At 35.4% G+C, this 24561-nt stretch carries 27 protein-coding genes; all 27 read left to right on the forward strand.

Annotated elements, in window-relative coordinates:
* Positions 1-408: 408 nt before the first annotated feature.
* The gene (locus B9Y87_RS04650) at positions 409-1446 is read left to right on the forward strand and encodes an alpha/beta hydrolase (protein ID WP_085496718.1); all 1038 of its coding nucleotides are present in this window, start codon (positions 409-411) and stop codon (positions 1444-1446) included.
* A 372-nt stretch (positions 1447-1818) separates the two neighbouring features.
* Positions 1819-2220, forward strand: a complete 402-nt coding sequence (locus B9Y87_RS04655) for a hypothetical protein (RefSeq protein ID WP_139827162.1) — start codon at positions 1819-1821, stop codon at positions 2218-2220.
* A gap of 430 nt (positions 2221-2650) precedes the next feature.
* Positions 2651-2983, forward strand: coding sequence for a hypothetical protein (locus B9Y87_RS04660; protein WP_085496722.1), 333 nt, complete (start codon positions 2651-2653; stop codon positions 2981-2983).
* A 155-nt stretch (positions 2984-3138) separates the two neighbouring features.
* Positions 3139-4173, forward strand: coding sequence for a serine hydrolase domain-containing protein (locus B9Y87_RS04665; protein ID WP_139827163.1), 1035 nt, complete (start codon positions 3139-3141; stop codon positions 4171-4173).
* Between the two features lie 629 nt (positions 4174-4802).
* On the forward strand, positions 4803-6137 hold the full coding sequence (locus tag B9Y87_RS04670) for a YfcC family protein (protein WP_085496726.1): 1335 nt from the start codon (positions 4803-4805) through the stop codon (positions 6135-6137).
* 157 nt (positions 6138-6294) lie between these two features.
* On the forward strand, positions 6295-7647 hold the full coding sequence (locus tag B9Y87_RS04675; RefSeq protein ID WP_085496728.1) for a TrkH family potassium uptake protein: 1353 nt from the start codon (positions 6295-6297) through the stop codon (positions 7645-7647).
* Between the two features lie 145 nt (positions 7648-7792).
* Positions 7793-8509, forward strand: coding sequence for a hypothetical protein (locus tag B9Y87_RS04680; protein ID WP_139827164.1), 717 nt, complete (start codon positions 7793-7795; stop codon positions 8507-8509).
* Positions 8510-8673: 164 nt separating this feature from the next.
* Positions 8674-9135, forward strand: coding sequence for a GNAT family N-acetyltransferase (locus tag B9Y87_RS04685; protein ID WP_317045111.1), 462 nt, complete (start codon positions 8674-8676; stop codon positions 9133-9135).
* 186 nt (positions 9136-9321) lie between these two features.
* Entirely contained in the window at positions 9322-9903 is a 582-nt protein-coding gene (locus B9Y87_RS04690; protein ID WP_085496734.1) for a Crp/Fnr family transcriptional regulator, read from the forward strand.
* Positions 9904-9989: 86 nt separating this feature from the next.
* On the forward strand, positions 9990-10880 hold the full coding sequence (locus tag B9Y87_RS04695; RefSeq protein WP_085496736.1) for an MBL fold metallo-hydrolase: 891 nt from the start codon (positions 9990-9992) through the stop codon (positions 10878-10880).
* A gap of 68 nt (positions 10881-10948) precedes the next feature.
* Positions 10949-11338: a nuclear transport factor 2 family protein gene (locus tag B9Y87_RS04700; protein WP_085497507.1), complete on the forward strand. Its 390-nt coding sequence runs from the start codon at positions 10949-10951 to the stop codon at positions 11336-11338.
* 503 nt (positions 11339-11841) lie between these two features.
* Complete coding sequence (locus B9Y87_RS04705) at positions 11842-12174, forward strand: hypothetical protein (protein WP_085496737.1); 333 nt, start codon at positions 11842-11844, stop codon at positions 12172-12174.
* The gene (locus tag B9Y87_RS22410) at positions 12171-12317 is read left to right on the forward strand and encodes a hypothetical protein (protein WP_394334958.1); all 147 of its coding nucleotides are present in this window, start codon (positions 12171-12173) and stop codon (positions 12315-12317) included. Before B9Y87_RS04705 ends, B9Y87_RS22410 begins: the two co-directional genes overlap by 4 nt.
* A 221-nt stretch (positions 12318-12538) precedes the next feature.
* Positions 12539-13336, forward strand: coding sequence for an SDR family NAD(P)-dependent oxidoreductase (locus tag B9Y87_RS04710; protein ID WP_085497509.1), 798 nt, complete (start codon positions 12539-12541; stop codon positions 13334-13336).
* Positions 13337-13712: 376 nt separating this feature from the next.
* On the forward strand, positions 13713-14186 hold the full coding sequence (locus B9Y87_RS04715) for a Crp/Fnr family transcriptional regulator (RefSeq protein WP_085496739.1): 474 nt from the start codon (positions 13713-13715) through the stop codon (positions 14184-14186).
* Between the two features lie 57 nt (positions 14187-14243).
* The gene (locus B9Y87_RS04720) at positions 14244-14678 is read left to right on the forward strand and encodes a DoxX family protein (protein ID WP_245808646.1); all 435 of its coding nucleotides are present in this window, start codon (positions 14244-14246) and stop codon (positions 14676-14678) included.
* A gap of 198 nt (positions 14679-14876) precedes the next feature.
* On the forward strand, positions 14877-15452 hold the full coding sequence (locus tag B9Y87_RS04725; RefSeq protein ID WP_085496741.1) for a Crp/Fnr family transcriptional regulator: 576 nt from the start codon (positions 14877-14879) through the stop codon (positions 15450-15452).
* Positions 15453-15614: 162 nt separating this feature from the next.
* Positions 15615-16028, forward strand: coding sequence for a RidA family protein (locus tag B9Y87_RS04730; protein WP_176225591.1), 414 nt, complete (start codon positions 15615-15617; stop codon positions 16026-16028).
* Positions 16029-16034: 6 nt separating this feature from the next.
* Positions 16035-16856, forward strand: a complete 822-nt coding sequence (locus B9Y87_RS04735; RefSeq protein ID WP_139827165.1) for a DJ-1/PfpI family protein — start codon at positions 16035-16037, stop codon at positions 16854-16856.
* A 421-nt stretch (positions 16857-17277) separates the two neighbouring features.
* Positions 17278-17724: a hypothetical protein gene (locus tag B9Y87_RS04740; protein ID WP_085496746.1), complete on the forward strand. Its 447-nt coding sequence runs from the start codon at positions 17278-17280 to the stop codon at positions 17722-17724.
* Positions 17725-17868: 144 nt separating this feature from the next.
* Positions 17869-18525: an SDR family NAD(P)-dependent oxidoreductase gene (locus B9Y87_RS04745; RefSeq protein ID WP_085496747.1), complete on the forward strand. Its 657-nt coding sequence runs from the start codon at positions 17869-17871 to the stop codon at positions 18523-18525.
* 321 nt (positions 18526-18846) lie between these two features.
* On the forward strand, positions 18847-20613 hold the full coding sequence (locus B9Y87_RS04750) for a Na/Pi cotransporter family protein (protein WP_245808647.1): 1767 nt from the start codon (positions 18847-18849) through the stop codon (positions 20611-20613).
* Between the two features lie 182 nt (positions 20614-20795).
* A complete protein-coding gene (locus B9Y87_RS21900; protein ID WP_176225592.1) occupies positions 20796-20966 on the forward strand; it encodes a hypothetical protein in 171 nt (56 codons plus the stop codon).
* Positions 20967-21533: 567 nt separating this feature from the next.
* Entirely contained in the window at positions 21534-22013 is a 480-nt protein-coding gene (locus B9Y87_RS04755; RefSeq protein ID WP_085496751.1) for a DUF2975 domain-containing protein, read from the forward strand.
* 3 nt (positions 22014-22016) lie between these two features.
* Positions 22017-22223 carry a helix-turn-helix domain-containing protein gene (locus B9Y87_RS04760; protein WP_085496752.1) on the forward strand — a complete coding sequence of 69 codons (207 nt, stop codon included), beginning with the start codon at positions 22017-22019 and terminating at the stop codon, positions 22221-22223.
* 232 nt (positions 22224-22455) lie between these two features.
* Positions 22456-23376: an NAD(P)-dependent alcohol dehydrogenase gene (locus B9Y87_RS04765; RefSeq protein WP_085496754.1), complete on the forward strand. Its 921-nt coding sequence runs from the start codon at positions 22456-22458 to the stop codon at positions 23374-23376.
* 679 nt (positions 23377-24055) lie between these two features.
* Positions 24056-24523, forward strand: coding sequence for a DinB family protein (locus tag B9Y87_RS04770; RefSeq protein WP_085496756.1), 468 nt, complete (start codon positions 24056-24058; stop codon positions 24521-24523).
* Positions 24524-24561 lie beyond the last annotated feature (38 nt).

Raw genomic sequence — 24561 nt, forward strand, 5'->3', positions numbered from 1 at the left:
GCGTCTTACCGACTTCTCAAAATTGGGTTTCACTAATAAAGAAATATAGCCAGCCCACCTAAATGTATAAGAAAATAGGTAAAAACTTAGTGATCACAAGGCTTATAGCTTAATTCGAAATTTGTGTTCAATCGCGAGATTCGTACATTCAAATCCCCTATTTGTATAATATTAACCAATCCTCGATTTAGCAATACACTACCTACTTCTAACATTTAGATGCTATAAGCCAAATCGAAATTGTAAGATGTTTATATTTTATGTATTTTGAAGGGCTGTGTTAATCTGGTAAATTAGTGCCTAAAATTCGTTAAGGCCTATAAGCGAGAACGCTATAGTAATTATAAACTCTTGGTAACAATTCCTCTTTTTTAACGTCTTACTATTGTTTAATAATACTCCGTTACTATGAAAACAATAAACGCTATCATTATTACTTTTTTAATTTCAAGTTTTTCAATCGCTCAAACTAAATCCATCAATGAGAGCAAGTTTGTTTCCATTGGGGGAATTGAACAATGGATTACTATTAAAGGTGATGACCTATCAAAGCCTATAATTCTTTTCATACATGGTGGTCCAGGTAGCACAATGAGCCAGTATGACAATGCCATGTATAGAGGGTGGGAAAAGAATTTTATTTTGGTCAATTGGGACCAAAGAGGTGCCGGAAAAACCTATGGACGTAATACACCAGCGGACATCACGGAAGAATATTGGATAAAAAACCCTTTGACCTTAAAGCAGATGACTCAAGATGGGATTGAACTTACCCATTACCTAATTGATTACTTAAATAAGAAGAAAGTTATTCTAGTAGGTACTTCTTGGGGCTCAATTCTTGGTACTGAAATGGCTTTAAGTAATCCTGAACTTTTCCATGCTTATATTGGGCATGCCCAGTTTGTTAATTTTTCGGATAATATTATGTATTCATATCAAAAAGTGTTCGAAATGGCCAAAGATCAGAAAGATAAGGTTTCCATAGATGAACTTATCACCTTAGGAAAACCGCTTTATAATAATGCCAAAAGTTATGGTCAATTATTAAGAATTGTTAAAAAATATGAAATAAAAAATTCAACTCCAGCTCCAAATTTTTGGTGGGAAATAGCTTCAGAATATGATAATGAAAAAGACAGTAAGGACCGTTATGATGGGGATGATTATTCCTTTATCAATTTTGTTGGGCATGAAAAGCTTGGAATAAAATCGATGGTAGCAGATACGGATTACAATATTGATGGTTTAGAATTTAAAATTCCCGTTTATCTGATACAGGGAGAGCAAGACATATTAACTTCAAAAGAAGTTAACAAACCATATTTTGACAAAATCAATGCCCCGAAGAAAGAATACTTTTTATTGCAAGATGCAGGACATGGACATAATCAATCTATTGTCAATAAGCAATTTGAAATTGTAAGTCAATTACAAATCAAATAAGAAAACTGGCTATACTAAAACCTATTGATAATAAGTGCTGTTCCTATATTTGCTGGTTTTATGTACTTTTATTATGTCTACAAAATCCCTAGGATTTGGCTTTTAAAATGAAAAAGAAAAAAACCCAACCGTCCTCCATCGAAACCAGCCCGGCAAATCATTCGGGAGGGAGGCACGTTCCGGCGGACCAAATGCTTTTGTTATATGCCTAGACGAAAAATAATAGGATTCCATAGCTCCGCACTAATCATGACCAGGACCAATGATGTTGCTTTCTCATAGGCCCACCCAATATGGAGTATGTATGTTAACATAATTGTACCAATAAAAACAAACAAAAGGCTTGTACTTTGGATTATATAATTAAACATCGTGAACACAAAATATTTAATGACTGTAACTGCTTTATATCTTGGAATCATTGGATTTGGACTAACTTTCCTTCCTAAAGAAATAGCAGAATTTTTTGATGCAGGAACTAATCGGACCTTTATATTGACATTGCAGATTTTTGGATCTTTGTATTTGGGATTCGGAATGATGAATTGGATGGCAAAAAATAATTTAATAGGTGGAATTTATAATCGTCCACTTGTTTTTGGAAATTTACTTCATTTTTTTGTAAGTGCTTTTGCCTTAATAAAAGTGGTTGGGAATTACGCTGATTACCAATTTAAAGTGATTCTTACAATTACTATTTTATATTCCTTGTTTGCAGTTTGCTTTGGATATTTATTAAGAACGAGTCCGGTTAAAACTCGAAATGAACACTGAAATGAATGGTAAAATAATATTGAAGACGGGTATCACAACCATGGTTATAGGTATTTGCCTTGTCCGTCCAATTTCAAAAATCTTCCCACGCTTTTAAGTGCTGCGAGACGGATTTTACATACGGTATGTATTTGCTAATTCAGTAACTAAAATATGCTACTAAATCATAGATATTATACTGTTGGTGAACATTAAATGCAAAACATGAAACACATGAATAAATTAATACTTATCCTATTATTTACATTGTTTAAAACCCAAATTTGGAACCAAAAAATATTGCCTTAACAAGTGATGAATCTTTAATTGAATTTTTTAATAAAACTTAAATGGAAGGGCTGGAATCAATGGTCAAGTATGTTGACAACATGGTTTTAACCGAAACCATGAGACCGATATTGATAATGCCTACCACCACTATTTTGAAGAAATGGATAAATATAATTTCTTGGAAATCCTGGACTCCTTTAATTTCCATACTATCCGGAATTTCGGCTATAAGAGGGATAGGATCAATGCGGACGATACTATCGGCCAAATTCTTGATGATTTGAAAATGACAAACCTAAAGCCATTTAGCAAATACATGGACTATTTAAAGGATACTGCCAAAGAGGACTATTATTTAAAATACCTACTGCAAGAGTTTAAAGGCATATTAAACCTTATGCAGGTTCTGGTAGGTAAACCAAGTGGATCTAAGCCTAAACCAATGGGAGGGTCTAGAAGGTTTCAATTACAATATTCTGGATTGATGGGATGAGTTTCCACAAAGTTCCACTCCAATTCAAAATCATAGGACAACATAAATTGGATTGCTCCACATATTCCTGTCAACCTAAGGTCGGTAGGTTACTATTCAGAGGATGACAGACCATTGACTACCATAATGGAATTAATTAAAGTTTTAAAGAAAAAATGATGAAAAACAAAAAAGCCAAGTGGACAGTGCGCATTTTGCTACTGACAGGAACCGTAATTTCACTTTATTTTGTACCATGGCTATTGCTAAAAGCATGGATATTTCCACTACCCGATACCATTCAGGAACAAACGGATGAAGCCATCGATCATGGATTTGACGGAATGATTGTTTATATAGACCAAACTGGCAAACCCCCTCAGTATTATGCTTCAGGCTGGCACAATCGTGATTCCAGGATACTTGCCAACCCCAACGCATTGTTTAAGATTGCAAGCATTAGCAAGCTATATGATGCTGTAGCAGTGGCCAAACTGGTAAGTAATGGACGGTTATCTCTAGAAAAAACCCTCGCTGCCTATTTACCGGAACTTGTGGGTAAAATTGACAAGGCAGAAAAAATCACCTTGAGGATGATGATACAGCATAGAAGTGGCATCCCCAATTTTACGGATGCTCCAAATTTTTGGGCGTCGCCAACCCAATCCTATGAAGAAAGTCTGGCGTTGATCCTGAACAAACCTGCCAACTTTGAACCTGGCACCGATTATGAATATTGCAATACCAATTACTTATTAATCAATAAGATAATGGACAATGTGCTAGGTTATGACAACTTTCAATTTATTCAGGAAGAAATTTTAAAGCCTCTCAATCTGAAACATACCTATGGTTCGTTGGATGAAGTGAATTTAGATGATGTAATGAGTGGCTATCACGTAGGACATCCTTTTGATTTGAAGGCCGATGAACACGGCATGTTAGCTACAGCAGAAGACGTGGGTACTTTCCTAAGGGCATTAAATGATGGATCATTGTTTGAACAGGGTGAACAGGAGTTATATTCCTCCATGTACAAGTATGATCATTCCGGTTGGGTTCCTGGATACCAAAGTTTTGCAAAATATTACAAAGACCTTGATGCTGTTGTTATAGAGTTCTACAGCACGACCGACGCTAAACTCTACAACTGGAACCTGTCAGAAATCATTAATAGTAGAATTTATAAAATATTAAAAAAACAAAAATAGAATGTCCGTATTGACAGCCGGAGCAAATGGTGCAACGGGTAGGCATTTAATCAATCAATTTTTGCGTAAAGGAAATAATGGCAAAATGATACGTTTGGCAATGAAGAAGTAGTCGCAGCGTATGAACCATATCGCCTATAAGAAGTACAATTTTTAACCCCGGAAAGATAAGTCGAATAAAAGGTATTAAACCCCAGAGCAAGCCCTGAACCCAATTAAAGGAATCGACCCAAGGGTCGAGGCATTGAACCTAGATCCCGCCGAAAAAGGCGGGATTGGTTCAACCTGCAATTCTAAGTGCGTCTTACTGACCTCTCAAAATTGAGTTTCACTAATACATGTTGGACACTTCAGGACAGAATTGATTAATGATTGTAGACTACAGCAATAATGGAATCCAATAGTTATGATTTTGCTAAAATACCCATGTTAAACCTAAAAAATTAAAAACACAGCTCCTAATAACCCTATCTCAACGGAAATACCGGTAACAAAAGCTCCTATTAATATGGCTGGATTTTCTGATCGGAATTCATTGCTATTTGCTATCTTTCGCTTTAGACGGAAAATCAGCAATGGTTTACCGCAACGAGCCATACAAGAAGACCGCTGCCAATAATATTTAAAAAATGAAAAAATTCCCTAATGCTTTTGTCATCATTCTATCCGTAATACTTTTTGCCTGGATACTGACCTTCATTATTCCCAAGGGGAATTACCAAAGAGAAATTAATACCGAAAACAATCGCACCATTGTAGTGCCCAACTCTTATGAACAACGGAACGCCCCCCATCTTTCTGCTTTTGATGCATTATTGGCAATACCTAAGGGCATTGCTGGACGGGCTGATTTAATTGTATTAATTTTATTACTGGGAGGATGTTTTTATGTTATTGAGAAGACTGGAGCGCTCAATCAAGGCTTAAATCAACTAATCCTGGCCCTAAAAGGAAGGGAGGTCTTTGCTTTGGCCATCATAACCTTATTATTCTTAACGGCAGGATTTACTATAGCCTTGCAGGAAGAGGCTATAGCCATGACTCCAATCCTACTCTTGTTTGGTCGCACGCTTGGTTATAATACATCCACTATCATTGGAGCTAGTTACGGGTCGGCGGTTGTTGGTGCTGCCTTTAGTCCGTTTAATCCTTTTGGAGTTTTACTTGCGCAAAAGGAAGCCGAGGTGGAACTACTTTCAGGAACTGAATTCAGATTAGTTTTTTTGCTCATTGCTGCCATAGTTTGGACTATGTACATCCTACGTTATGCGAGCAAACATCGTGTTGAAAAATCCGCACTAGAATTGGAAGTAATAAAATTAACGACCAGAAGCAAAATAATATTGACACTATTGGCATTGACATTTGGATTGGTTACTTACGGATTAATAGTATTGGAATGGGGTTTCAACGAAATGTCAGCTTGTTTTTTCGGATTAGGCATATTATCCGGTCTAATTGCGCATTTTGGATTTAATAAAACTACAGAAATTTATGTTGACGGTTTTAGGGAGATGGTTTTTGCATGTGTAATCATTGGACTTGCAAACAGTATATCTATTATTTTGAGTGAGGGATCTATTGTAGACACTATTATCTATGGGCTTTTTTCTCCTTTAAAAAATGTTTCACCTTCTGTTTCCGCCATTCTTATGATGTTTTCCCATAGCATTCTACATTTTCCGATACCGAGTTATTCAGGACAAGCTATTTTAACAATGCCGATTCTGACGCCTCTAGCTGATTTGATTGGACTTTCAAGGCAAGTGTGCGTACTTGCCTATCAATATGGAACCATCATGATGGATGTAATTGTACCTACGAATGGAGCTCTAATGGCAGTATTGGCATTAGGAGGAATAAAATACAATAACTGGATAAAGTTTATAATAAAACCTACAGTAATACTATTAGTCATTGCGGCTATTGCAATCCTAATTGCAGTGCAAATTGGTTATGAATAAAGCAAGTAACAATGGCCAATAGTAAGTTCTTGTTCCCGCCTATCAAAGATTTTCTATTCCGTTTGTATTTGCTAAATTTGGAGCCTGAAAGTGGCCACTAATCTTTTACATCTACTTTGTACAACATTATGACCCGGACTGATATAGTATACAAAGAATGGAAAATAAAACCTACAGAAAAGTATCTAAGTGGTATCGAAAATTTCAAATTAGCAAATCGCCTCAGATGAATTTAGTCTGGGGATTCTTTTTGTATACGCTGATTGGGTTTATTTTACTGTCTATTCCTATATTTCATAAAAAGGACATATCCTTATTGGATAATTTATTTATTTCAACTTCCGCTATTTCAACTACTGGACTTGTGACTGTAAGCATTTTCGATGCCTATAATTTTTTCGGTCAGTTTGTGATTATGGCGTTAATACAAATTGGTGGCATTGGATATATGACGTTAACAACATACTATTTAATATTTACGACCAAGAAAATAACACATTGGCATAGTAAATTAATAGGAACGGAATTTACATTGCCCAATACAATAAAGACCAATGATTTCATTAAAAGTGTAATAGTCTTTACCCTAATAATGGAAACTATTGGAACTATACTTTTCTATTTTGCCTTTACCAATTCTGGAATGGGAAGTTTAAAAGCGATTTGGTTTTCAATTTTTCATAGTATTTCATCGTTTTGTACAGCAGGATTTGGATTGTTTAATAATGGCTTCGAAAGTTTTCATGACAATACTTTTATGAACACAATTATTGCCGTGCTAGCCATTTCTGGTTCTTTGGGCTTTATTGTTATTACAGATTTGTGGTATCGCATAACAGGTAAATCCAAAGAAATTTCGTTTACGACAAAAATCATTGTTTACGGCTTTTTGCTCTTACTTTTTTTAGGCACTCTACTCATTTACACAACAGAGTCTTCATCTATTCTTGGCTCTAACAGTTCACTTATGACCTCATTCTTTCAAGCAATGTCTGCTATGACAACAGTTGGGTTTAATACCATACCAATTGGTGAAATGTCCTTGCCAATACTATTGCTTATTACCTTTCTTATGTATATAGGAGCGTCGCCTTCGGGAACAGCGGGCGGAATGAAAATAACGACTTTAACGGCAATGCTATCAATATTAAAAAGCCGATTGTTTGGGCAAAAAAAAATCACATTTTTAAACAGACTTATCCCATTTGAGAGAATATATGTTGCCACATCCACTTTTATGCTTTACACGAGTTTAATTTTCCTGTTTTCCTTTTTGCTTTCTTACTTTGAAAACTTTTCTTTCGACAGCATTTTATTTGAAGTGGCATCCGCATTGGGAACTGTGGGATTAAGTACGGGAATTACAGCGGATTTATCCAACATTGGTAAAGTATTGATAATCATTTTAATGTTTATTGGACGGGTTGGAGTTCTAACTTTTGGGTTTGCCTTATTGCAACAAAAAGAGAACGATGTCAATAAAATTAGAACCGATGATTTAGCTGTTTAAGAATATTATTTGCAAATCGGTAGTCGTTAAATTCTTGGGTGGAAGGTATTTAAGTACCAAAGAAAAAGCAACAAGCTTTGATACCAATTTAGTGTAAAGGCCAATCTGTAAACTGTATTAACTTAAGCAATAACGAACAGTGCTCATGAAAATTCCGATTTTACTATTCAGTTTATCAGTAACTATGGGTTATTCACAAAAGCTATATGATTTTGATCATATCATGGAATATGATGTAAACTTATTCTACAAAAAACCAGTTAAAGTTAAGAATCAGCATAGCAGGGTTTCCCATCAAAATATGAATAGGTATTACCTAATAAATTCTAAACAAAATGAATATTTTGCTGTTATTTTCGAGAAAGATAGTTTAAATTATCAACTCAATTTTTATGATCACAAAAGTAAAATCCATGCAAATGCGATAGTCTTAAAACCAGATTTAAATGACGCTGATTTGATTGATATGAATTGTAGATATGTTTTAGGCGTAACAAATCCCTTAAAAAATGACGACTATGATTTTACTAGAGTAAAAGATACGTTACTTAATAATGAATCATTTATTGAATACAAGTATAGTTTCAGGAATAAAAAGAAAGCCAAAAGAAAAAAAATAGGAACTTATTATTTTATAATTGAAACAACATCAAATTTTGAATTGCCGATTTTTACACATCTTAACCTATTTGAAAAATGGTTGTTAAATAGAAAAATACCAATAGGCTTAATAAAAGAAATATATTATATCGATTATTACGGAAAATTAAGATATACCGAAAAACTTAAAAATTTTATAAAAACCGATAAGAAGATGTATATACCAAAAAGTTGTCCTATAACAGAAATAATTGTTGAGTAAACATGACTTTTTGTAACACCGTATAATTCATTGTTGGCTTATAACTACGAACCAAAACCCTCACGCACCCAAATGTGTGTCGCAATGGATATATTTGCTCATTTAGGTGATTAAAACACCTTGGACTGAATTTAACAAACCCATACTGAATCAATTTGGAGATTTTGGAAAAATATAATAATGACTATTTGATTTCTACCGACAAAAAAAAATTGGACATTGCATTGATCCATAATTTTTTAACCTACGAATCGGGCTGGAGCAAGGGAATTTCATTTGAAAAAGTCGAAAAATCAATCGATAATTCCCTGAATTTTGGCATTTATATTGGACCAAATTTAATTGGTTACGCAAGAGTAATTTCTGATTTTTCAACCATAGCATATTTGGGAGACGTTTTTATTCTGAAGGAATATCGAGGACTAGGATTAAGTAAATGGCTTATGGAAACAATAATGGAACATAAGGAATTGCAAGGTTTAAGACGTTGGATTTTATTGACAAGCACAGCGGAATGGCTTTATGAAAAATATGGGTTTACAAAACTGCCAAAGCCAGAAATCTATATGGAGAAATTTAATCCAAATGTTTACCTGAATAAAGAAAAAACCAATGCCAACAACTAAATCTTCGTGTGTAAGGGAAAATACAAGGTTGCCTTGGCTCCGCACTACGTACGGCGCAAAAGTTCACGGTAAGTAAATACCCAGCCCTAAAGAGTGGGCTTGTAGGATTCCCTAAAAACAAGACAGCATTAAACTTATTTTTATAGATTTATTGTCCTAACAATGGGGTAATTATAACCCACGAATATGAAAGAGTTACTAAAACAAAATATACTAAAGCATATTGCTCTTTCAAACAAAGAGATAGACAGTTTTTGCAACTTATTCAATGAAAATAAAGTTATGAAAAAACAGTTCCTTCTGCGTGAAGGGGATATCTGTAAGTTTGAAGGTTTTGTCACAAAAGGACTTTTTAGAATCTACCATATAGATCAAAATGGTTTTGAACAGGTACTCTATTTTGCCCAAGAAAATTGGTGGATTACGGATATGGACAGTTTTACCAATGAGAAACCATCCCATCTTTATATACAAGCTTTAGAAGATAGCGTAGTATTATTGATTTCAAAAAAGGATAAAGAGTTTGCATATAACAACATTCCTAAAATAGAAAAACTGTTCAGAATAATGACTCAAAAAACTCATATCTCGTTACAACGAAGAATGATAGATAATTTGAGCAAAACAGCTGACCAACGTTATATAGACTTTATAGAAAAATACCCTAATCTCTTTCAACGATTAACCAACCTGCAGATAGCCGCTTACCTAGGCATAAGCCACGAGTTTTTGAGTAAAATAAGACGGAAAATAGCTAGTAAAAAATAGTAGGGAATTCATTTATTGAACTTGTTCAATGTTTTGTGATAGGGATCCATCGCATCTTTGTACCATCATTATAAACAAGACATAAAATGAAATCTATTATTTCAACAGTATTTTTAACTATTTTAATTTTATTCAAAATGAACGCACAAGAACAAAGTTTCAAAACAATAGAAACAAACAGTTTTAAATTACAAGTTTACAACGCATCAGAAAACAGCTTTGGTGTTGCTTCAGTAATTATTTCAGGTAAAAACGAAGCGGTATTGATAGATGCACAATTTACTTTGGGAGATGCAGAAAAGGTAGCAAAAGAAATCAAAAACTCAGGAAAGAAATTAACCACGATTTATGTTTCGCATGGGGATCCTGATTTTTATTTCGGATTAGAAGTGTTCAAAAAATATTTTCCAGGGGTTACGGCTTATGCTTCACCTGCAACCGTAGAGCACATTAAAGCAACAGCTCAAAAAAAATTGGAAGTATGGGGCGAAAAATTAGGCGATAAAATTACCTCCAATGTAATTTTACCGCAGGTAATTAAAGGAAATCATATCGATTTAGAAGGCGAAAAATTGGAAATCATTGGGCTGGAGGATTTCCCAAAAAGAACTTTTATATGGATTCCTTCCATAAAAACAACTTTAGGTGGTATTAATGTTTTTGGTACAACATTTAATGCGTGGATGGCCGATGCACAAACCACAGAGGTACGTAACAACTGGATCTCAATTTTAAATACAATTAGTGAATTAAAACCTGAAATTGTAATCCCTGCACACGCAAATACCAATTCTGATTTCACTATTGATGCTGTAAAGCACACAAAAAGTTATATTCAATTTTATGAAGAAGCTTTGAAAAGCAATAAAACTTCTGAAGCGTTAATAGCAACTATAAAAGCAAAATATCCAAATTTAACTTTTGAAACAGCTTTACTCCTTGGGGCAAAAGTGAACACAGGAGAAATGAAATGGTAAAACCCATAATAATTATCAACTTGACAATGCTTTTAGCGCTGTCAAGTTGTTCTTTAAAACAAAATGCTATGACAAATTTAGATATCATAAAAAGCACGTATGAAGGGAGTACTTCCGAAGAAAATGGTAAAAACTTGGCCAGACACGTAGCCGACGATATTTGTTGGACAGAAGCAAAAGGCTTTCCGTATGCAGGAACATATATTGGTTTAGAAAGTGTTACTGAGAATGTTTTTAAGCGCTTAGGTAGCGAGTGGATTGATTATCAATTTACTCCTGAAGATTATATTGCAAGTAATGACGAAGTAGTTGCTTATGGCACTTATTCCGGTACCTATAAAAAAACGAACAAGTATTTTGAAGCTAGAGTTGCCCATATTTGGAAACTGAGCAATGGTAAGATTATTAGTTTTGAGCAGTTTGTAGATAGTAAATCGGTTGCTGAGGCATTACGTTGATAATACACTACCAATAACGAATACTATTGCCCATAGAAGTCCACATACAAAAATCCTCTCATGCCCAAAAACGTGGCGATACCGATATGTATTTACTGGATTGGTTGCTTAAACGAAGTAACCCAACTTATTCCAATACAATGACTTTGCATTCTACCACGACCACTTCATATACTACAATACGTTTGCCAGTGCCCCAACCAGCCAGCTACTATCGCAGAGGTCGTCTTCTCAAAGGGATCCGCATCCCTATAAAGGACACATTAACGCGCAGGATAAGAATAACTCTTTAATGAACCACTATTAACCAAAAAAAACAATTCCACAGAGTTCCACACGCTATGTGATTTGCCCTGCACTAATTTATTCCCAAGTCAGTCGAAAACCAATAATGGTTTTCACTATATTTCCATAAAATTACGGGGCCAGGCAACAACTCCCCCACTGCCGTCCCAGATGTAACACCTAGCGTTGTATTGTAGCCCATTTAAGCAAAAGGAGAAATGAGAAACTATTTTTTACTTTTTGTCAGTATCGGGGTATTACAATCAACTTTAGGATTTTCTCAAGATTTGACTATCAAAATTGAAATCAAAGACAGTATTCAGTCAAAAATATTGAGCGGGAACAGACCCGTTGTTGTAAATCTTCCCAAAGATTACGAAATTTCAAATATAAAAAGGGCAAGGGATATGATACCATTAAGCACACCAACATGCGAAGTTAAAAATCCTGCAACTGAAAACTTTTTTTCATTCATTGGTAATGACCTAATCCCCATATCGAGAAAAACTATCGCTCAAATGGTAAAAGGCCTATTCATGGCAGGTCCCTGAGTGGTTTATTTGTAATGTATGCCTTTTTGGAAAAGCCAGATTTGTTCGACAACTATATTGGAAATAGTGCCGGTTGGTATGCATATATGAGTTCTTTTTTCAGTGCTTTGACAGCCAAATCTTTTAAACAAAGACCAATTTAATGGAAAAACATTGTCTACGGCCAACTCTTCATCTGACCCATTTGATCCCAATTAGGAAGTTAATAATGAAATGCTTGAATTTTATAAAAAAGTAAAATCTCAATTAGTAGATAGAGTGTCAGTCTCATTCGTAGCCTAGGATAATTATGGACTCGTACCCTATCCCAGTTTTGATGACGGATTAAAATATATTTTAGAAAAGAATGAATAATACACCTAAAATGACAAATACAAAAGAAAACGTTGTTTGGATAACAGGAGCTTCGTCCGGTATTGGCAAAGCTATGGCCTTAGAGTGGGCAAGATTGGGATATAAAGTTGTGCTATCTGCCAGACGCAAAGAATTATTGGAAGAGATTGCTCTTCAAATTAAGAATTCGGGTGGCGAAGCATTGGTAGTTCCAATTGATATTATGGAAGAAAAATCAATAAAAAATGCTGTTCAAAGCATAATCGACTATTGGGGACGTATAGATGTTGCTGTGGCCAATGCCGGATTTGGTGTTTTTGGTAGTATCGACAAACTGACTGCAACAGATTGGAATAGGCAATTGCGAGGTAATGTCACGGGATTGGCCTTGACGGTAAAATACGCCCTACCATATTTGAAACAAAGCCAGGGTCGTATTGGTCTATTGGGAAGTGTTGGAGCTTACCTTCCCAATCCTAATCTCGGAGCCTATGGAGCATCAAAAGCCGCCGTACACTCAATTGGTCTTACCTTACAACTCGAATTAAAGGGTTCTGGCGTGAGTTCTACAACCATTCATCCAGGATTTGTGGTGTCGGAGATTGCCAAGATCGATAATGAAGGTGTTTGGCATCCTGATCGGCCAGACCCACGTCCAGCAAATTTAATGTGGCCTACAAATAAGGCAGCGAAAGTCATAGTGAAGGCTATAATTAAACGGAAAAGAAATTATATATTCACAACCCACGGCAAAGTTTTAGTTTGGTTGCAACGTTGGTTTCCCAGCCTGCTCAGAACTATTATTACCAAAGGACCAAAACCAGAATAAAAAATAAAACGTAATATAAAACTTTTGGTCGTCCATATAAATTCAGGAATCCCATTTGGAATTCCTGTTTAATAAAAGAAAATATTGATAATTTAATATCCAAAAAGGGAAAGGCTACCAATGGAATAGGTTTAGGAACAATTGGAGTATCAAATGAATAATGACCATTAACAACATCTAGCAATTACAATCCCTATGGTGGCGTTTCCATGGGTTTCCAAGTCTCTACCGACACACGAACGTTACATTGAAAATTCTATCTATGATTTATTCGATATATTGATGTCCTAGCAACCTGCCTAAGTGGGGCAAGGACAACTACTCGGAAACTTTACTATTTTAAGCCAAAAAAATAAATCTTAATAAAAATTCATAATTGAAAAAAATAAACGTAAAAAAAGGAACTGTTTTACAACGAAAAGGAGATATAAATTCCAAGGTTTATCTTGTTGAAAGTGGTTTGTTGCGTAGTTATATCATTGATGAAAAAGGAAAAGAGCATATTTATATGTTTGGACCTGAAAACTGGCTGGTTACGGACAATTGTGAGTCCGATATACCCTGCCAATTATATATCGATGCTATTGAAGACACCACTATAAATGTGGCTTCTAAAGAGGAATTATTAAAAGAAGGTCCAGACCTAAATGCCTTGTTAAGACGATTAAATACGATGCAAAATAGGATAATAATGTTAATGAGCTCTAATGCCAAAAAAAGGTATGAGCATTTTATCTCAACTTACCCAAACATTACCCAAAGAGTACCCCTAAAAATGGTAGCCTCCTATTTGGGCATTACCCCTGAAGCTTTAAGTCGTGTCAGAAACGAACTTTCCCAACAAAAATAATCTATTGTCATTTCTTGATGTACATCAATGTATAGACTTTCCAAAACTATGATTTTTGTGACAAAAATAAAAGCGAGTAAAATGACAAATCAAAAAAACAACAAAGCAATTAACATAGTTTTATGGATTGCACAAGGATTATTGGCAGCCATGTTTGTGATGGCCGGAATTATGAAAGCTACCCAACCGTTGGAAGTATTGGCGGAATCACTACCATGGGTAACATCTACACCATTAGGATTGGTAAGATTTATAGGTATTAGTGAATTACTCGGTGGGTTAGGTTTATTAATTCCAACTATTTTCCGTTTCAAACCTTTTTTAACTGTTTGGGCTGCTTTAGGTCTTGGATTGGTAATGGTCTTTGCCGCCGTATTTCATGCGTCACGAGGCGAATTTTCAAATATAGGTATGAATGCCGTGTTGTTAGGTATTGCACTTTTTATTGCCTGGGGAAGAAGTAAAAAGGCCCCAATACTTGCCAAAAATTAGTGGAAAGTTAATAGCTTGCCAAAGTATATGATCGGAAGATAACCGATATAAGACAATGTAAAAATACAACAACGGTTTGAGTATGCACTCAAACCGTTGTTGTATTTAATTAAGTATATTGCTACTTGAAAGTGGTTGCAGATTAAACCGCTCCTACTCCTATATTTACGGGTATATATCATTTAAAAACATAGCAATTTGAACGAACTATTCCACTATTTTAATACTATTTCGCCCATTCATCAGAATACTTGGAAGGTAGTAAAGAATATTTTTAGTGAGTATTCATTAAAAAAAGGGGACTATTTTGTTAACGAAGGTAAAGTTGCCAAGGAATTTGGATTCTTAATAAAGGGAGTAATAAGGGCTTTTTACCGAAACAATGAAGGAGTAGAATACAATAAACACTTCTTTATAAAACATAATATGGTCGGGGGTTATTCCTCTTTGGTAACCCAGCTACCAAGCACTATAAATCAACAAGCCCTAACAGATTGTACAATGTTACTGGGGGATTATGAAAAATTAACCGACTTATTGGATCAGCATCAAGACCTAGAAAGACTTCTAAGAAAAATTGCTGAAGGTTATTTTGTGGAAAAAGAAAAACGTGAAGTGGAAATCGTATTGTTGGAAGCCAATAAGCGTTATGCCATTTTTAAAAAAGAATATCCTCAATTAGAGCAACTTATACCTCAGTATCACATTGCTTCCTATCTTGGCATAACACCAACGCAATTAAGCCGAATTAGAGCCCAGAAAAATAAAATATAGTTTTCTTTACATATGTAAATGTACAAGGATCCAATGCTCACTTCCTTTGTCAAATCATTTTAAACTTAAAATATGATTGGACGCATAGTATCACTTGGTACACTCACATTCTTGTTGGCCTGTACAAATTCCACAAATCCAAACCCCAAAAAGAACATTGTTATGACAACCGTAAAAAACAGTTTTATCAACCCAAAAGGATTATTTAATCCTACGTATAATGGCTTTTCCCATATTGTTAAAGTTCCAGAAGGAAAAGAAATTTATTATTTCTCAGGTCAATGGGCTTCTAACCTAGAAGGCAAATTGGTCTCGGAAAACTTTGAAGAACAAGTCAAACAGACTGTATCCAATGTTAAGACGGCTCTTGAAACTGCTGGATTATCCTTAGATGATGTAGTAAAACAGACTGTTTACATTGTAGATTTTACAACCGAAAAAAAACAGACTCTTATAGACATAGCATCTAAAGAATGGAGAGTGAAAAATTTTCCTGCCAGTACCATTGTTCCTTTACCTTTATTGGCAACAGCTCCAAATTGTAAAATAGAAATAGAAATTATCGCAGCTAAATAAGCTAAAATGAAAAGACTAAATTTACTGATAATAGTTGCTATGATTACCAACTTATCCCTTTACTCCCAAAACAAGAAGATTCTTTTTGTTTTGAGTGCAGCAAACACTTTAGAACTTAACAAAGGACAAAAATTACGGCAAACTGGAGTCTTTTTAAATGAATTCTACTTGGCATATAAATCTGTTACCGAAAATGGATTTACAGTTGAATTTGCCACACCAAATGGAGTGGTCGCCACAATTGATGAAGAAAGCATTAACGATAAATATTGGAAAGAAATATTTGAAATTAAGAGTAAAGCAATAGAATTTGTAAAAAAAGATTATTCCTTCAATAATCCAATTACACTTGAAAATGCGATTGAAAATAAAGCTGATTATATAGGTATCATTATTCCAGGCGGTCAAGGTTTAATGATAGATTTAATAGTGGATAAAAATATTCCTATTCTGTTGGAACACTTTGCAAGGGAAAACAAACCAACTGGGCTTATATGCCACGCTCCTAGTCTTATTTTGACAATTCCTAAAAAGGAAAATCCATACATTGGTTATAAAGTCAATGCAGTATCACCTATGGAAGAATTTGTAATAGAAAAATTCATTATGAAAGGTAAGCCTAAAAACAGGAAAATAGCCAAGCAACTAAGAAAGTTGGGACTAAAATATAAAAGTGGTTTGCCAAAAGCTAACTTTGCCATAAAAGACAGAAACTTAATCACTAGTCAGAATCCATTTTCAAGTAGCTCTTTCAACACCCTATTTCTAGTAGCGTTAACAGGATATTTGGAAACAATAAAAGGTATTGAACCTCAGGGCAAGCCCTGAACCCAATCATTGGAATCGACCCGCGGGTCCAGATTTTGAACCTAGTCCCGCCGAAAAAGGCGGAATCAGTTCAACTTACCATTTTCAACACGCTTTACTAACTTCTCAAAAATGAGTTTCACTAATAAAATGATTAGATACTTCGGCCCAAAACAGTATATATAAAATATAGCGGTCCCGGCGCATATCTGAACGGTTTATCATTACACCAAAGAATATTGATCCCTAGATAGCGGTTAGTTAAATTCCCATACCCATAGTACACGAGACCTCCAACGTTGTAACCAAATTAAAATGAACATAGGCAGGCTTGTTAAATTTGCGCAAGGACCCAAATTGTCCTAGCCATGAACATTGTTTGAATTAAAAATTCAAAAATATGACCGTATAATATCCCTTTAAAATCAATCCTGAAAGTATCTTGACCAATTTAGGAACTGCGGAATTGAAAAGTCCATTGAATGTGAAAGAAAAAAGCTTTTACCTTAAATGGATTTCTGATGACAAGTTTATCATCAGTTTAAATTTCTCCATTGGGACCAACACGGCATTGGACCTAAATAGTGATGCAAAAAGTGCCGTAATAGTATACGGAACCATATATAAACTATCAGAAAATAAGACTGATATTGTATTGGTGACAAAATTTAAATACGGACTAATATTAATTTTGGCCATTCCGTTAATCATGTTGATACTGGAACTTACAATGGATTTGGGAATACCTTTGCCATTCTACTTTGTTTTTCCTTTGGTCTTTATCTTAGTTCTTTTTTTCTCCAGGAACGAAGAAAAAAAACTAATCCAAAATTTCAGGGAATTCTTAAAATCTGAAATAACTACGCATTACAACAACACTTATCATTGATTTCGATCGGATTTTCCCTTCGAAAAATCCATTCAATGTAGTATTTTTAACATTTGGACCAAAATCCTATCACCTGTCTGGCCCTTGTACAATTAAAAAATCTAGGTTGCTTTGTTTACTAATATCTAAAAATACCAATCGAATATGAAAACCGGCATAATAACTGGATGCAGTAGAGGAATTGGATATGCAACAGTAGACCTACTTACCGATAATCAGATAAATGTTATTGGAACTTCAACTTCGGGAACTTGCTCCATTTCAAAATCGAACTTTGAATGCCATACATTAAATCTTGCCGAGAGTAAGTCAATAGACAATTTCATTAATATTATTTGCAACAGAAAAATTGACTTCCTTATTAATAATGCTGGAATTTTGTTGGAAAAATGGAATGAATCTGCCATAAACCTCAAATATTTAAAACAAACGTTTAATGTGAATTTATTTGGAACAATTGAGTTGACCGAAAAGTTGATTCCAAATTTTAATAAAAACGGACAAATAATTAATTTTACTTCGGATTGGGGTTCGTTCAGCGAAAAAAACTTTGATGAATTTCAACCCCATTATAAAATGTCCAAGTCCGCCTTGAATATGTACACCAAACTTCTGGCCAAAAGACTTGAAAAACAAAATATAGTAGTTTCGTCTTTGGATCCGGGATGGACTCAAACAGATATGGGCGGAAAGGATGCTTCCAGAAAACCAAAAGAAGTTGCCAGCGACATTAAGAACATGCTAAACAAGAGTCCTGAAAGCGGAAACTTTTGGTATCAAGGTAAAATTAGAAAATGGTAAATGGGCCACAAAACTATATATAGAGACAATTTTTTGCATTGTTCGTTTCACTCGCAACGGCAGATTCTACAACCTTTTAATTTAACTTCGTACCGTGGAATTCAATCGAAATTAGCCCCCTGGATTAAGTTTGTTGCAAGGTTCTGAACACCTAATATCCACGCTTATCCAAAAAAATAATTTGATGCTCGGTGAGTCATGGTTTAACGGGATATTACCCAATAAGCATGGATAAGTATAAATTATTTTATACAATAGGTAAGCTGAAATAATTTCCTATTTTTAAATTACTATTTACAATAAAGCTCAAAAAAAGGCAAATTGAAAAAAATATTATTATTCAGTAGTCTAATTCTTTTGGGGATGTTACTGTTTATGAACCCGACAGTAAAAGAGATTGCTGCAGGAATAGCTATTCTTCTCTTTGGTATGATCATGTTGGAAGAAGGGTTTCACTCCTTTGCTTCTGGTCCACTGCAGGTGCTCCTCAAAAAATCTACCGATAAGTTGTACAAAAGTATTGGCTTGGGATTTTTGAGTGCGGCAATCCTGCAATCGAGTTCATTGATTTCTGTAATACTCATTTCCTTTATAAGTGCCGGTCTAATTGGACTTAGAGCTGGCATTGGGATAATTTTTGGCTCAAACATAGGAACAACAGCAACCACCTGGCTGGTATCTACGCTAGGACTAAAAATAGATATTGCCGGACTTGCCATGCCTATGCTGGCTTTCGGAATTGTGTTGGTATTACAAAAACCCAAAAAACTAAAAGGCATTGGTCAGATATTGGCCGGTCTAGGATTTTTCTTTATGGGCATCTTTTTTATGAAGAATGGTTTTGATGTCTATAAGGACAATATTAACCTTGCCGACTTTGCCATTCCTGGAGTATTGGACTTAGTAATATATACTTTTATTGGGGTGTTAATAACCATGATATTGCAATCAAGTAGTGCCACCATGGCCCTTATTCTCACTGCATTGGCAGTTGGTCAGATTACCTATACCAACTCATTGGCACTGTCTATTGGAGCAAACGTGGGTACCACTATAACTGCTATAATTGGTTCCCTCGGTTCCAATATTTCCGGAAAAAGGTTGGCGGGTGCACACTTTATATTCAATATCGTAACGGGATTGATTGCATTGGTATTCATTGGCTATTTGGGACAACTGGTAGATATAATTTCTGGGTGGGTGGGTATATCCCAATCCAATTACACTTTTAAACTATCCGTATTTCATAGCATATTCAATGTCCTTGGCGTCATCATAATGATACCCCTGATCAATCCGTTAATCAATATCTTGAACAGGGTATTCAAGTCTTCCGATGAGGAAGACATCATAGAACAACCTCAGTTTTTGGATGAAAATGCGTTGGCCTATCCTCAAACTGCCCTGCTTGCTTTGCGCAATGAAACCAAACGGTTATTTGAGAAAGCCGCTTTCACTATCATTCCCCATGGTATGAATATTCACCGGACCGATCTTTTTGGAGAAGAGAAAATTAAGGAGGTGGTAAAAAAATCGAGAAAGGAGATTGAAGTGAACATTGAAGAGTTGTACCTACGAAAGATAAAGACCATATACGGTAAAATCATTGAGTTTACCACCTTGGCCCAATCCCGTTCTTCCGTTTCTCCGGAATTGACCAAACAATTTGCACAAATTAAATTGGCCAGTAGAGACATTGTGGAGGCCATCAAGGCCTTAGAAGAAATCAGGAAAAACATGAACGTACATCTTTTCTCTGAAAATATGCACATCCGGCATGAATATGATCTTTTGAGGCAGAAAATTTCCAAAATCCTTAGAGCATTATATTTGTTACAAAAAAGCCCAGAACCAACCCTGCACCTAAAGAAACTAAAAAAATTAAAATCAGACACTGAAAAGAGCGACATCCTGCTGGATGGAACCTTGGATCAATTGATCCGAGAAGGTAAAATTCCCAGTACCGTAGTTAGCTCATTGGTCAACGACAGCCATATCGTAGCCTTAATTTCAAAAAAGCTGATCGAAGCTGGTGAATTAATATATATTAACCAAGATACCATGGATCTAACTGAAACTAATCCCTGATGTTTTTAATTAAGGAAGAAATGGGTTCATTGTCAATAGTCAGCCTAGAACTAAAGGTTAATTGTTTATACCGTCTCCCTATTCATACCCTGCTGTAGGTCTCTAAATGGACACATTTATATTAGGCAATATATCCGACAAAGTATTTAAAGTGAAAACAGGTATACCATCAGAATACCTAAATGAAGAATTTTAATGAACCAACAGACGCCATAATTGCTACTGCCAGACTAGCCCATCTTGAGTTGATGAATGGTGTTTATGATTACATTACACCAGGTAAAGCCTTGGAAAAAGGAAAATGGCCATTTAAATTGCACATAAAGCTCCTAGCTTTGGGCTCTGTAGACTAAAAATTTAATTTTATGTATTGTTGGTAAAGGGCCCTGTTGTAACTTAATTATGAGGAAATTGCGGCCCTAAACGGAATTAATAATAACCATTGTTTATTTACTTTGCAATAGATCAACTAACATAGATAGGATAGCACTTTTAGAATTACCAAAATGAAACTATCTACAATACCGAGTACCAGTATCAAGCCCAGAGGCAAACTATTGCAATACCATCATATGCAAACACCTGCTATGGCAACCCTGCTCCATCAATTCTTCTTCTGAATTTTCAAATCCGTTGAGTATCACCATTAATTACCGTTAATCATTATATTTTTATTGTTTATCAATTAATATTTATTAATTTAGTATAGTAATCTGATATAGCTGGTCAACGAAAAATATAGTAGTCAAAAACTAGATTTGAGCATAATGTATTCTCGACCAACTATAGTCATGGGAGCCAGTTACTAATTTATATGATTGCGGCCGAAGAAGAACTAGCTGCTTTATTAGTAGTAATTTTGATCCTAATCGGTATCATTTAGTTTATGACAACCTTAGCTTAAGTTAAAATTTAATATTATGAAACGGGTTTCCATCGTATTCCTTCAGGCAGTCATTGTACTTATAGGTCTTGTGACACTGGTACTTTTAATTTGGCTTCCCTTAATGGAAGGGAGAGCCACAAACTTGGACCTAGTCAACATTTACTCGGACAGGTTCATTCTATATGGGTACACAATATCAATTCCTTTTTTTGTTGCCTTGTACAACGCCTTCAAATTGCTTGGTTATATTGGGCTAAATAAAGTGTTCACTACAAACGCTGTTAAAACTTTGGGGAACATAAAGTTCTGTGCAATTATATTAAGTGCGTTGGTTATGATAGCGGGACTTTTCATAAAGTTTACTCATCATAAAGAGGACGACCCCGCCGGTTTTCTTGCCATTTGTATTGTAACTACTTTTGCTTCCATTGTTGTTGCAACTGCTGCGGCCATATTTGAAAAACTTTTGCAAAATGCCGTAGATATGAAATCTGAAAACGACTTAACCATTTAAGCTATGCCGATAATCGTACACTTGGACGTGATGATGGCAAAGCGAAAAATGTCATTAAATGAACTTTCCCAAAAAGTAGGCTTAACGCTTTCCAACCTTTCCATCTTAAAGACGGGAAAAGCGAAAGCTATTCGTTTTAGCACCCTAGAAGCCATTTGTAAGGCTCTGGATTGCCAACCTGGCGACATTTTGGAATGTGTTAATGACTAAAAAAAACAATCCCCCCTACCCTTGGCTATTATTAACCAATCCAACAATTCATCCTAGCGGACTACAAATTTTCCCCAACTACTAAAATTCCTGTTTCACTCTTGGACGTGCAGGATGGATTTTCTAATCTGTTAAGATTTACTAAATTAGTTGCTTAAACATCTGTCTGGCGCAGGCAGGCAGAGGTAAATATCATGTACTAAACCGTTGTGGCTAATTCATAAATAAAAAAATGAAAGCAGTTATCTACACAAAATATGGAGCACCAAGCGTTCTGAAATTGGTTGATATTGAAAAGCCAAAGCCAAAGGACAACGAGATTCTTGTAAAAATATGTGCTACTACTGTCACTTCAGGTGATACACGATTACGAAGTTCTAATTTTCCTCCAGTAGCCTGGCTACTTGTTAGGCTAATGTTCGGTCTTTTTAAACCGAAAAAGGAAATATTGGGGCATGAACTGTCCGGAATTGTGGAAGCTGTTGGAAAGGTGGTTACCAAGTACAAAGTTGGCGATGAAGTTATTGCCACTCCTACCATGCTAAGTACCGGCTCCTACACCGAATATATATGCATACCGCAAGAAAGAAAAAAAGGAGTCCTGGGGTTAAAGCCAAAAAGTCTTGATTTTAAAGAAGCAGCGGCCCTGCCCGTTGGAGGGATGACCGCTTTGTTTTTGCTACTCAAAGCCAAGCTCGGCACAGGACAGGAGGTATTAGTTTATGGAGCTTCCGGAAGCGTAGGAAGCTACGCCATACAAATTGCCAAAGAACAGGGAGCAAGAGTAGTTGCAGTCTGCAGTAGTTCCAATTTTGAAATGGTAACAGCCCTAGGGGCTGATAGCGCTATTGACTACAGGAAGCAGGATTATTCTTTACTTGAAAAGAAGTTTGATATCGTTTTTGACGCAGTGGGAAAAACATCAAAACCCAAAGCAAAGAAAGTCTTGAAACAAGGAGGTAGCTTTGTTACTGTAAAGTCGATCACAAGCCCGAAACAGGAGCACCTAAATAAACTATGTGAACTGGCCGAAACTGGAAATGTTAGACCATACATAGACAAATGTTTTCCTCTTTCGGAAATGGTGGCCGCTCACGAATATGTTGATAAGGGACAAAAAAAAGGGAATGTAGTGATTGAAATAGCAAATTAAAAGTATTCCATTTAAAGAGATACAATAATGGTGTAATGTTGGTTACAGCACAAAATTTGGGTAAATTTTTAGGGCTCTGAATGTTGGCTCCGTATTTCAAGACAATAAAAACAGGAGATCTATACCTCGATTTATGAGCATGAACATACAGTTTTAATTCCAGGCTATCAAAACCAGGGCCAGATACCTCAGAGATATTGATTCCGTAGTTATTCAATTTACAAATACGGCAGACTTTGAAGGATTACAATAGGAATTTATCGGAAATGATGTAGTACCGAATAGTAAAAATACTGAGAGAAACAAACGTGTTTATATGTAATGACCGTAAGATAATACATTTAAATCAATAACTTAATACAAGGTCAATACCTAGCCGTAGGGTGAGGTTGTGGAAATCCGCTTGTTTATACAATACAGTGCCCGCTGACCGCGATTAGATAAAACAATGCAATTTAAAGCAACTATAACTGTTCTTCTTCTAATTTTGACTTCAACCCTATTATTGGGTCAGAATAAAAAACAATTCAGCAATGGATGGAAAAGAACAATTGTTTTATTGCAGTAGGATTAAGTCACCTAATGTATGAATGAGGCCTAATTAACGCATTACAAATTCTTGGATATAGAATTGAACCAATAAACACCATTTAAAACTAGGTATCCCAAACAAAAGAAAATGACCCAAACCGAACTCATTATTTTGAATCTAAATGAAATAAGAAGAAGAAGTATAAAACTTTGGAACGGACTTCCCAAAAGTCATTACCACTGGAAACCGGACGAAAATGCAATGAGTGCTATAGAAATGATAAGACACGTATTGGAAGCCGATTATGGATGGAACATTATTATCAATCAAGGGAACATGGCCAATTACAAAACGCCATGGAAAAACCGCCCATTCGTAAGTGTAACCGATGAACTTGAATTTGCCAAACCTTACAGGAAGATTTTTTTGAAAAGTGTCCTTCAGTTCACTGAAACGGAATTAAGCGAAACTAAAATAGTCCACCCTGGAAATGGAGAAAAGAAAACCCTAGGAGCATATTTATTGCGGATCGGGTATCACGAATCTGTTCACGCAGGACAATTTTTATCATATTTAAGAGCAATGAAAATTGAACGACCTGAAATATGGGATTAATATCGGAAACCTATGGGCAATAATGTTTCACTGTAAAT

The organism is Arenibacter troitsensis, from assembly GCF_900177645.1.
Lineage (GTDB): Bacteria > Bacteroidota > Bacteroidia > Flavobacteriales > Flavobacteriaceae > Arenibacter > Arenibacter troitsensis.